An 11,412-nucleotide genomic window follows, 5' to 3' on the forward strand; every position below is an offset into this window, starting at 1 on the left:
GACGACCGAGGGGACAGCAGGGGATGCCGAAGTTGAGCCACCGCTCGCGGGCCGTTGCCGCGGTGACGGCCGCGGTCGTGCTGGGTGCGGCGGGCTGCGATGTGCTGGGCGGGGGCGGGCCCGGCGAGTCGGACGCCCGGGAGCGGCCGAAGCCCTCGGCGTCGCCGGTCCCGGTGTGGGACAGCAGCCCCGCCTCGCTGGCCGCGGTGGGCGACTCCATCACGCGCGGCTTCGACGCGTGCTCGGTGCTGTCGGACTGTCCCGAGGTGTCCTGGGCGACCGGCGACAGCGGCGAGGTGAAGAGTCTGGCCGTACGGCTGCTGGGGGCGGCGAAGGCGGCCACGCACAGTTGGAACTACGCGGCGTCCGGGGCGCGGATGGCGGATCTGCCGGCGCAGATGGCGCAGGCCGCGGCGAGGAAACCCGCGCTGGTCACCGTGATGGCGGGGGCCAACGACGCCTGCCGGGCGTCCGCGGAGGCGATGACGCCGGTCTCCGACTTCCGGTCGGAGTTCGAGGAGTCGCTGCGCACCCTGCGCCGGACCGCGCCGGCGGCGCAGGTGTACGTGGCGAGCGTGCCGAACCTGAAGCGGTTGTGGTCGCAGGGGCGGACGAACGTGCTGGGCAAGCAGGTGTGGAAGCTGGGGATCTGCCCGTCGATGCTGGGCGACGCGGACGCGCTCGACGCGGCGGCGAATCTGCGCCGGGAGACCGTGCAGCAGCGGGTGGAGGACTACAACACCGTGCTGAAGGAGGTCTGCGCGAAGGACCCGCGGTGCCGGTTCGACGGCGGCGCGGTGTACGAGTTCCGCTTCGGGACCGACCAGTTGAGCCACTGGGACTGGTTCCACCCGAGCAAGGACGGCCAGGCCAGGCTGGCCGAGATCGCCTACCGCGAGGTCACCGCCCGCCGCGCGTGACTTAGGGTTTCACCCATGAGCGAACACTTCGGAACACTTTCCGACGGCACCCCGGTGCACCGCTGGACCCTGGAGCGGGCGGGCGTCCGGGTGCGGGTCCTGTCGTACGGCGGGATCGTGCAGTCGGTCGAGGTCCCGGACCGGGACGGGCACCTGGCGGACGTGGTGCTCGGGTTCGCGGATCTGGACGGCTATGTCACCCATCCGGAGCCCTATCTCGGTGCCCTGATCGGGCGTTACGCGAACCGGATCGGCGGGGCCCGCTTCCCGCTGGACGAGGTGACGTACGTCCTCGCACCGAACGACGGGCCCAACTCGCTGCACGGCGGAGAGCGCGGTTTCGACAAGCGGGTGTGGGACGTGCGGCCGGTCAAGCACGGGCTGCGGCTGAGCCGGGTCAGCCCGCACGGCGAGGAGGGCTTCCCGGGCCGCCTGGAGGTCACGGCGACCTACACGCTGGACGCGTCGGGGGCGCTGCGGTTCGTGTACGAGGCGGTCACGGACGAGCCGACGGTGGTCAACCTGACCAACCACAGCTACTTCAACCTGAGCGGATCGGGTGACACCGGCGGGCACGAGCTGCGGCTGGCCGCCTCCCGGTACACGCCGGTCGACGACGGCCTGATCCCGGCAGGAGGGCCGGCCGAGGTGGCGGACACCCGCTTCGACTTCCGTACGGCCCGCAAGGTCGGGGACGGCTTCGACCACAACTTCGTGCTCGACAAGGGCGTCACGGCGCAGCCGGTCGAGGTGGCGGAGCTGTACGACCCGGCGTCCGGGCGGGTGCTCACGGTGGCCACGACCGAGCCGGGGATCCAGGTGTACACGGCGGACCACCTGGGCGAGCCCTTCGGGCCCGGCCAGGGCATCGCACTGGAGACCCAGCACTTCCCGGACTCCCCGAACCGGCCGGACTTCCCGAGCACCGAGCTGCGGCCGGGCGGGGTCTACCGGTCCGAGACGGTGTACGGGTTCTCGGCGCGGTAGCCGCCGGGCCCCTCCGGGGCGGGCCGCCGCACGCTCGGAGGCGAGGAAGCGGCAGGGAAGAGGCGAGGAAGGCGGCAGGGAAATAGCCCCGGTCCAGGGGTCAGGTCCCGGACCGGGGCTGCTCTTGGGGCGCAGGTCCCGCGTCAGACGTTAATGGTCGCGGTGATCCTGCGGTCCGCGAGAGACCTACCCACCTGGATTTCGTACGAACCCTTCACAAAGAACCACCGGTGGGCCGCCTCGTCCCAGATCTCGAAGGCGCGGCGCGGGAGCGTGACGACGGCCTCGGCGCTCTCCCCCGGGCCCGCCTCGACGCCGGCGAAGCCGGCCAGCCAGCGTGCCGGGCGGCCGGTGTCGGGCTCGGTGGGCGCGAGGTAGACCTGGACGACCTCGCGGCCGGCCCGGTCGCCGGTGTTGCGGAGGCGGACGGCGACCGTCGTGCCGTCCGTCTCGACCGAGTCGTACGTCCACTCGGTGTAGCCGAGGCCGTGACCGAAGGGGTAGGCAGGGGTGCGGCCCTCCTTCTCCCAGGCGCGGTAGCCGATGAAGACGCCCTCTTCGTAGGGCAGCTCGCCGTCGGCGGGGGCGACCCTGGTGACCGGGGCGTCGGCGAGGGAGCCCCAGGTCGTGGGCAGCCGGCCGCCGGGCTCGTGGGCACCGGTGAGGACGTCGGCGAGGGCGGCACCGCCCTCCTGACCGGGGAACCAGCTCAGCAGCACGGCGGCGACGTCCTCGCGCCAGGGGAGTTCCACCGGGGAGCCGGAGTTGACGACCACGACGGTGTCCGGGTTGGCGGCGGCCACGGCCCGCACCAGGTCGTCCTGGCGGCCGGGAAGGCGCAGGTCGGCGCGGTCGAAGCCCTCGGACTCGACGCGGTCGGTGGTGGCGACGACGACCACGGCGGTGTCGGCGGCGCGGGCCGCCTCGACGGCCTCGGCGATCAGCGCGTCCGGGTCCCGCGGGGGTTCCTGGTGGGCGAGCGCGAAGGCGACGACCTTCAGCGGGATGCCGTCGGGCAGCCGGACGACGTAGGTGAGGGAGACGTCGACCGGTTCGCCGGCGGTGAGTTCGGTCTCGGCGCGGGGCACCGGGGAGCCGAAGAACGCCTCGAAGGGGTCGCTGACGTCGGCGGGCTGCTGGGAGTCGTCGAAGTACGTCGTGCCGGCGACGGTGAGGGTGAAGGCGCCGGCGCCCTTGATGCCGAAGCTGTGCCGGCCGCTCGCGCGCGGGGTGAAGGTGCCGGTCAGCTCGACGGTGTGGAGGCTGGCGTGGGTGACGCCCTCGGGGAGGTCCGTGTCCGTCCACTGGATCTGCCCGCTGGGGGCCGAGCCGGTGCCGATGACGGTTCCGGCTGCGTCCCGGCAGACCGCGCGCAGCGTGAACCCCCTGTCGGCGACGGCGAGTTCGGTCGTCGGGTCGGCGCCGACGGCGTAGCTGAGGGCTCCCTCGGGGAGGGCGGCGGCGAGGCCGTCGAGCGGGGAGACGACATGGGCGGGGAAGACGGTGGCGGAGCCGCCGCCGAGGACGCGGGCGTCGCGGGCGGCGGCGCCGATGAGGGCGACCGTGCGGCCGGGCCGCAGGGGCAGCGCGGCGCGCTCGTTGCGGACCAGGACGAAGGAGCGGCGGGCGAGTTCGCGGGCGAGGGCCTCGCCGTGGACGGGTGCGGGCGGTGCGGGCACGGCGGGTTCGACGTCCGCGAGGGCGCCCACGCGGGCGGCGAGGCGCAGGACGCGGCGTACGGCCTCGTCGACCTCGGGCTCGTCGAGGCGGCCGTCGCGCACCGCCTGGGCGAGCGACTCGCCGTAGACGGTTTCCGGGCCGGGCATGGCCACGTCGAGGCCGCCCCGGAGGGCTCCGACCGTGTCGCGGGCGGCCGCCCAGTCGGAGACGTTGAAGCCGTCGAAACCCCATTCACCGCGCAGGATCTTGTTCACGAGGTGGTGGTGCTCGGTCATCGTCGTGCCGTTGACCGTGTTGTAGGCGGTCATGATGCCCCAGGGGCGGGCGTTCTCGACGATGGCCTCGAAGGGGGCGAGGTACAGCTCGCGCAGGGCGCGTTCGCCGACCAGGTTGTTCACGGTGAAGCGGTCGGTCTCGGCGTCGTTGGCGACGAAGTGCTTGACGGTGGTGGCGACGCCGCCTTCCTGCACACCGGTCACGTAACCGCTTCCGATCCGTCCCGTCAGGTACGGGTCCTCGCTGTAGGCCTCGAAGTGGCGGCCGCCGAGCGGGGAGCGGTGCAGGTTGACGGTCGGGGCGAGCAGGACGTGGACGCCCTTGCGGCGGGCCTCCTGCGCGAGGAGCACGCCGGCGCGGCGGGCGAGGCCGGGATCCCAGGTGGCGGCGAGGGCGGTGGGGGACGGCAGCGCGACGGACGGGTCGTCGGCGGTCCAGCGCACGCCCCGGACGCCGATCGGGCCGTCGGACATCACGAGGGAGGCGAGGCCGATCTCGGGGAGGGCGGGCAGGGACCACATGTCCTGGCCGGCCAGCAGCCGGGTCTTCGCGTCCAGGTCGAGTTTGCCGAGGGCCGTCTCGACGGCTGCCTCGATGCGCGTCCCGGTGTCCGCCATCGCGGGCCTCCTCGTTGAGTTCCTGTGCGGTGCTGTGCGGTGTTGTTCCCTCATCGTGCATCGGTTGCCTGTGGAGCGGTAGGTTTCGTGACCCTGCCGTTATATGCACTGGCCGGGGATGCCTTACGGTGACGGCATGAGCGCCAGGACGACCAGGAGCGAGGAGCGTCGCGCCGAGATCGTGCGGGCGGCCCTGGAGGTGATCGCCGAACGCGGTTACCGGGGCGCGAGCCTGGCCGCGGTCGCCGAGCGGGTCGGGCTGACCCAGCAGGGTCTGCTGCACCACTTCCCCACCAAGGACGCGCTGCTCGTCGCCGTGCTGGAGGAACGCGACCAGTGGGACGCGATGCCGCACAGCCGGTGGCGGATCGACCTGCTGTGCTCGCTGGTCGAGTACAACGCGATGCGGCCCGGCATCATCCAGACCTTCTCCGCGCTCCTCGGCGAGAGCGTCACGGAGGGACATCCGGCACGGGCCTACTTCACCGACCGGTACCGGCAGGTGCGGGCCACCATCACGGCGGCCCTGCGCACCGAGTACGGCGACCGCCTCCCCAACGGCCTCACCCCGGAGCGGACCGCCCCGCTGCTGGTCGCGGTGATGGACGGCCTCCAGTACCAGTGGCTGCTGGACCCGGAGTCGGTGGACATGCCGGGCGCCTTCCGCGACTTCCTGCGGCTGCTGGGCGAGGAAGTGGACTGACGGCGCCCGGACTTGCTGCGCCTGGACTGACGGCGCCCGGACTTACAGCGCCCGGGCTGACGACGCCCGGGCTGACGACGTCCGGACGCCCGGGTCCACCGGGATACGCGGGCGGCCCTCGCCCGGCCCGGACGGGGTGCCCCATGGCGTGAACCACACCTGTCACGCGATACTTCCGGCGTCCCGCGCCACGCGCCCCACCGCGACGGAAGGACCTCAATGGCCCCGCGTTCCGCACGAGTTCGCGCAGGTGTCCTCGGCCTCGGCCTGGCTCTGGCGGCCTGTCTCCCGGTGCCCGCCGCGGCCGCCCCGACCTCGGTGACGACTCCCACCGTCGAGGAGCTGCGGCTCGACCGGGCGGTGCCGCGGGAGATCCTCGACGCGTCCGGATTCGACACCGTGACCCCCGAGTTCGCACGACGGCTCGGTGCCGCGCACTCCTACGCACAGGCCCGCCATGTCGTCGTGCGCGAGGGTTCGGCGCTGTGGCGGCGGGCGGTGGACCGGGCGCAGGGGCGGGGGCCGGCCGGCGGGGAGCTGAGCCGGGACGACGACCGGCCGCTGTACTGGGCGCGGTTGGGAATGACGCGTGAAGTGCGGTCATGGGAACCCGGGTTCGACCTGAGCGAGGGGCAGCGTGCGACGCTGCTCGCCGACTTGGAACGCACCTCGCGCGGGCAGACCGACATCCGCCGTCCGCAGGACGCCAAAGGGCTGAAGCGGGTTCTCGTCACCGGTTTCGACCCGTTCACGCTGGACCGTGACGTGCGGATCTCCAATCCGTCCGGGGCGAGCGCGCTGGCACTGGACGGCACGGTGATCGAGACCGCCCGGGGTCCTGCCCGGGTGGAGACGGCCGTGTTCCCGGTGCGCTGGCGGGACTTCGCGGAGGGCACGGTGGAGCGGGCGCTGCGCCCGTATCTGCGGCGGGTGGACCTGTTCACGACCGTCAGCCAGGGGCGCGTGGGCCGGTTCGACGTCGAGCGGACCAACGGGGCCTGGCGGGGCGGCTTCCCCGACAACGAGAACGTGAGCAGGACCGGGACCGTACCGGTCGCCGACCCGGCCTCGCAGCCCCAGTGGACGACCACGACCCTGCCGTACCGGGAGATCGTGGCGGCGGACACCGGCCGTTTCCCCGTCTACGACAACACGAGCGTGACCGAGATCCCGGCGGGCGGCACCGGTCCCGTCGTACGGCCGGACGGGCCCACCGCCGGGTCGAGCGCGCGGGCCGGGGGCGGTGGCGACTACCTCTCCAACGAGATCGCCTACCGGGCGACCCTGCTGCGCGACCGGCTCGGGCTGCGCGAGACGCTGCCGGGCGGCCATGTCCACACGCCCGTGCTCCAGTTCGGCGCCGGGAACACCGATCCCGCCACGGGTGCCGTGACGGACCCGGAGTTCGTGCGCAACCGGCTGGACATCATCGCGCAGGTGCGGGCGATCGTGGCCGTGGCGGTCAGTGGGGCCGCGGGCTAGCGCCCGGCCCCTCGCGGTCGTTCTCGTCCTTGGTCTCCTCGCCGAGCAGGTCCCGTGCCATGAGCGTCGCTCCCGCGACCGCGCCCGGCATCAGGAACACCGCGACGAAGGGGACCAGGAAGGAGACCGCGAGGGGGGTGCCGAAGCCCCAGACGAGGGTCCGGCGGGAGCGCAGCAGGGCCAGCCGGGACCGTGCGTCGACGGTACGGCGCTGGAGAGCGACGGACGTCAGCTCCTCGGTCAGGAAGAAGCCGGTGACGAAAAGGCCGATCACCGGCACGACCGTCTGGCCGAGGAACGGGATGAAACCGAGTGCGAAGAGCAGCACGCCCCACAACAGCGCGCGCAGCACGACCCGCAGGCTGTCGCGGGCCGAGATCCACAGCTCGCGCCAGAGCGGCAGCTCGGACACCGGGGCCGAGCCGTCGGGGGACACATCACGGTCGACCGTCTCGGAGAGGGCCTCGTAGAACGGCTGCCCGATGAGGAGCGTGACCGCGGTGAAGGTCACCACGGCGAGCAGGAGGGCGAGGGCGAACAGCACGGCGGTGAGGAACCCGCGGAACAGCCCGCCCCAGGGGCTCGACCAGTCGTCGGCGAACGGTGTCGCCCAGCCCACGAAGTCCGCGCCCCACACGGCGAGCGCCACGAGCGCGCCCGCGTAGAGGACGAGCGTGATCAGGCCGGGCAGGAGCCCGAACCCGTACTGCCTGCCGTGCCGGGCCACCCAGCGCTGGCCTTGCAGGAGATATCCGAAACCCGCCCCGAGATCATGCATGGCCGGATCCTATCGGGACGCGGGCATGTCATCCGCGCCCCCGCGAACCGGGCGCGGGACCGCCGCGGAAGGCCCGGCGGACCGGTGCCCGAACTCCTGTCCCGCGAGACCCGTGGGCCATCCGGGCTATCGGTGACACCAACACCCTCTTGTTGCCGTTGAGTCGAACGGGTAGACCTCGCCGTACCGATCCACGGAAGCACTCACGATCACGGCAAGTCCAGAGGAGGTACGCGTGCGCACCACGAGAGCCACCCCTGCCAGACCTTTGCTGATCACCGCCCTCGCGCTCACGGCGACGGGCAGTCTGCTGCTCCCCCCCCACACCGCCGGCGCCGACCCGAGACCCGTCACCCGGGAGAAGGCGGGGCCAGGATCCGGGCCGGGATCCGAAGCGGGCGCCGCCAAGTCCCCCGTCGGCACGGCCCGTCGGTCGCTGACCGCTCCCGTCACCGACCTCGCCGCCGCCGACGCGACCCGCGGCTACCCGCGGCGGCAGGTACTCTCCCCCGACCCGGAGGACCCGGCCGACAAGTCGGTCAGGCTGGGCCTCACGCCGTACCACTCGATCGCGCCCGAGCTGAACGCCCTCCAGGCCCTGGGCGACCGGGTGAGCGTGGAGGTCGCGGGCCGGTCGGCGGGCGGGCGCCGGCTGTATCTGGTCACCGTGACCGCTCCGGAAACGGCCCGTCAGACGCGGACGCAGGAGCGGATGCGCGAGCTGATCGAGAACGCGCCCGCCACCGCCGCCAAGGACCGTTCGCTGAGGGCGGGTTACAAGACGCCCGTCTTCTTCAACAACAACATCCACGGCAACGAGTGGGAGGGCACCGACGCCTCCCTCGCGCTCATCGAGCGGCTCGCCACCGCCGACGACCGGCACACCCGGGAGCTTCTCGCGCACAGCCGCCTCTACTTCAACATCACCGCCAACCCGGACGGCCGTATCGCCGGCACCCGCGCGAACGCGGGCGGCTTCGACCTGAACCGGGACTTCGTCACCGCCTCGCAGCCCGAGACGCGCGCGATGCGGCAGATCCTGATCGACAAGCAGCCGGCCGTCATGCTCGACCTGCACGGCTACGTCAACGGCACGCTGATCGAGCCCACCACTCCCCCGCACGGCGAGAACTACGAGTACGACCTCTTCCTGAAGAACACCTACGCCAACGCGCTCGGCATGGAGGCCGCCGTCAACGGCCTCGGCCACACGCCCGCGAAGGACGGGGTGCAGCCCGCGCAGATCCCCTTCCGGGACCAGGAGGAGGGCTGGGACGACTGGCCCCCGATCTTCACGCCGCAGTACGCGGCCTTCCACGGGACGGTCGCCGCGCACACCGTGGAGATCCCCCTCCAGGTGAACAACGCGGCCTACACCTCGCTGCCGGAGAGCGAGTTGCGGCGCCGGGCCGCGATCAACGTGGACGTCGCCGGGGCCGCGCTGCGTGCCACCCTCGACTTCGTGCGGGCCCGGCGGTCCTCCCTGATCGCCGACCAGATCGAGGTGTTCCGCCGGGGGGCCGCCGGGGCCGCCCAGGTGCCGGTGTCGGAGGAGACCGTGCCGGGCGTGCCGGGCATCGGCCCGGAGGACGTCTACACGACCACCTTCCCGCGCGCCCACGTCCTCCCCGCGGGCACCACCGCGACGGCCCGCCTCGTCGACCACCTCATCGCCAACGACGTCCGCGTCACCCGCGCCGCGCACTCCTTCCGGCTCGGCGGACGGACGTACCCGAGGGGCGCGTACGTCGTCGACCTGCGCCAGCCCAAGCGGGGACTGGCGAACGCGCTGCTCGCGGACGGCCGGGACATCAGCGACAAGGTGTCGGTGATGTACGACATCTCGGGCTGGAGTCTGGGCCGGCTGTGGGGCGCGGAGGTGAACGCCGTGCGCGGTGGCTCACTGACCGGGGTGACGCTGCGGCCGGTGACCGGGGCGGCGGCGGTCGGGTCGGTCGCGCCGTACGGCGATCTGCGGCTGCGGCTGGACGACCCGAGCGCCTTCGCGGCCCTGAACTCCCTGTTGCGGGACGGGGTCCGGGTGCGTCGGGCCGCCGACGGGAGTGCCATCGTGCCGGCGTCGGCACGGGCGCGGGCGGTCGCTCTCGCGCGGACCCACGACGTCTCCTTCACCGCCACCGCGCTCACCGGTACCACCCCCCTGCACCGGGTGCGGGTCGCCGCCGCCGTCACCTCCGGCGAGCTGCTCGCGCTGCGGGAGATGGGCTTCGAGGTCACGCCCGTGTCCACGGCGGTCGTCAACGCGGGCTTCGACTGGTCCTCGGTGGACGTCCTGTTCGTGTCGTCCGGCCTGAACCGGGCCGCGCTGACCGGGCCCGCCCGGACCGCTCTCGACACCTTCCTCGCCGGGCACGGTCTGGTCGGGCGGGGCACCGGCGGGGCCGCGCTCGGCACCGGCGCCGGGCTCCTCGACGTCACGGCCGTCCAGGGCAACGAGGACGCCAACGGCGTGGTCCGGGTGGTGAACTCGGGCCCGGTGACGGCCGGCGCGCCGGACCACGGCTTCGTCTACGCGCCGGTGTGGTTCACCGGGCTCGGGGCCGGGGTGCGCGTCGAGCAGTCGTACGCCACCGGCGCCCCGCTCGTCTCCGGCCACTGGCGGGCGCTCGCCGACGGCTCCGGCGGCCCCGCCGCGGCGGCCGGGCGGCCCTCGGTCGTGAGCGCGCCGCGCGCCGTCCTGTTCGGCACCGAACCCCTCTTCCGGGATCACCCGAAGGGCGAGTTCCCGCAGGTCGCACAGGCATTGTTGACCATGGCACACGCAAGCAGCGGTCTGGTTGAGGAGAGCGGATGACCCAGGAGATCCATGGCACCGTCGCGGCGGGCTTCGAGGCGGTGCGGGACGAGTTCGCCGCGTTCGTGGCGACCGAACGGTCCGACTACGAAGGCCAGTTGTGCGTCCATGTGCACGGCCGGCGGGTCGTCGACCTGTGGGCGGGGGACGGTGCGGACGCCGACTCCCTCTACGGCGTGTTCTCGTCCACCAAGGGTGCCGCGCATCTGGTGGCCGCGCTCCTCGTCCAGGAGGGGACGCTGGAGCTCGACCGCAGAGTCACCTACTACTGGCCCGAGTTCGCCTCCGAGGGCAAGGGGGCGCTGACCCTGCGCGAACTGCTCGCGCACCGGGCCGGTGTGGTCGGCACCGACTCCGGGTTCTCCCGTCAGGAACTGGCGGACGACCGGCAGATCGCCGAACGCCTCGCCGACCAGCGGCCGTTCTGGCGGCCGGGCACCGCGTTCGGCTACCACGGGCTGGTCATCGGCGCGCTCAGCGGCGAGGTCGTACGGCGGGCCACCGGCCGTACGCTCCAGGAGGTGTACGAGGAGCGGGTGCGGGCGCCGCACGGGCTCGACTTCTTCCTCGGGCTGCCGGCGGAGCACGAGCCGCGCTTCCGGTCGACCCAGGTGATGGCGCCGACGGACAGGCAACGTGCGCTGCTCGACTCCCTGCCGAGCGGGCCGCACACCCTCGCCGCCGTCGCCTTCAACCGGCATGCCGCCGAGCCGACCGATCTCGAAACGCTGCCCAACGATCCGCTCGTCCGGGCGAAGGGGCCGGCGTCCGTCGGCGGCGTCGCCTCCGCGCGCGGGCTGGCCGGGATGTACGCGGCGGCCATCAGCGAGGTCGGGGGGAGGGTGCCGCTGTTGAAGGAGGACACGGCGGCCGAGTTCGGGCAGTTCCACTCCGTGGGGTACGACCTGGTGGCGCGGGCGCACAAGTCGTACGGGCTGGGGTTCCAGGCGACCGCGGACACCTGGTACCCGGTGCTGGGCGTCGGGGCCTTCGGGCACAGCGGGGCGGCGGGGAGTCAGGGGTTCGCGGATCCGCGGAGCGGAGTGGCGTACGGGTACACGCGGCGGCGGTTCGCGTTTCCGGGTGGGGCGGGGGTGGAGAACGAGAGGTTCGTGGCCGCGGTGCGAGGTGGCTGCGCCGGCTTCGGCCTGAGG

General features: G+C 73.1%; 8 protein-coding genes. 6 read left to right on the forward strand and 2 right to left on the reverse strand.

Going from position 1 to position 11,412, the window contains the following annotated elements; translation table 11 throughout:
• Positions 1-23 precede the first annotated feature (23 nt).
• Together BM536_RS24395 and BM536_RS24400 are read left to right on the forward strand one after the other, a co-directional pair.
• Positions 24-920 carry an SGNH/GDSL hydrolase family protein gene (locus tag BM536_RS24395; protein WP_094103466.1) on the forward strand — a complete coding sequence of 299 codons (897 nt, stop codon included), beginning with the start codon at positions 24-26 and terminating at the stop codon, positions 918-920.
• A 15-nt stretch (positions 921-935) separates the two neighbouring features.
• The gene (locus BM536_RS24400) at positions 936-1,907 is read left to right on the forward strand and encodes an aldose epimerase family protein (RefSeq protein WP_073493197.1); all 972 of its coding nucleotides are present in this window, start codon (positions 936-938) and stop codon (positions 1,905-1,907) included.
• A gap of 143 nt (positions 1,908-2,050) precedes the next feature.
• Here BM536_RS24400 and BM536_RS24405 read toward each other — a convergent pair whose 3' ends face one another.
• Positions 2,051-4,480 (reverse strand): beta-glucosidase H, encoded by a 2,430-nt coding sequence (locus BM536_RS24405; RefSeq protein ID WP_094103467.1) that lies wholly within the window; start codon positions 4,478-4,480, stop codon positions 2,051-2,053.
• A gap of 118 nt (positions 4,481-4,598) precedes the next feature.
• Here BM536_RS24405 and BM536_RS24410 point away from each other — a divergent pair, with 118 nt between their 5' ends.
• Positions 4,599-5,183 (forward strand): TetR/AcrR family transcriptional regulator, encoded by a 585-nt coding sequence (locus BM536_RS24410; protein ID WP_073493232.1) that lies wholly within the window; start codon positions 4,599-4,601, stop codon positions 5,181-5,183.
• A 219-nt stretch (positions 5,184-5,402) separates the two neighbouring features.
• Positions 5,403-6,665, forward strand: coding sequence for a pyroglutamyl-peptidase I (locus BM536_RS24420; protein ID WP_073493191.1), 1,263 nt, complete (start codon positions 5,403-5,405; stop codon positions 6,663-6,665).
• Here the strand turns inward: BM536_RS24420 and BM536_RS24425 are convergent.
• Positions 6,646-7,443: an EI24 domain-containing protein gene (locus BM536_RS24425; RefSeq protein WP_094103468.1), complete on the reverse strand. Its 798-nt coding sequence runs from the start codon at positions 7,441-7,443 to the stop codon at positions 6,646-6,648. The genes BM536_RS24420 and BM536_RS24425 overlap by 20 nt on opposite strands.
• A gap of 235 nt (positions 7,444-7,678) precedes the next feature.
• Here BM536_RS24425 and BM536_RS24430 point away from each other — a divergent pair, with 235 nt between their 5' ends.
• Positions 7,679-10,258, forward strand: a complete 2,580-nt coding sequence (locus BM536_RS24430; RefSeq protein WP_094103469.1) for a M14 family zinc carboxypeptidase — start codon at positions 7,679-7,681, stop codon at positions 10,256-10,258.
• Positions 10,255-11,412: serine hydrolase domain-containing protein (locus tag BM536_RS24435; RefSeq protein WP_073493189.1), on the forward strand; the 1,158-nt coding region annotated here is incomplete at its 3' end. The genes BM536_RS24430 and BM536_RS24435, both read left to right, overlap by 4 nt.

The sequence above is a fragment of the Streptomyces phaeoluteigriseus genome (assembly GCF_001896135.2).
In the GTDB taxonomy this organism is placed as follows: domain Bacteria; phylum Actinomycetota; class Actinomycetes; order Streptomycetales; family Streptomycetaceae; genus Streptomyces; species Streptomyces phaeoluteigriseus.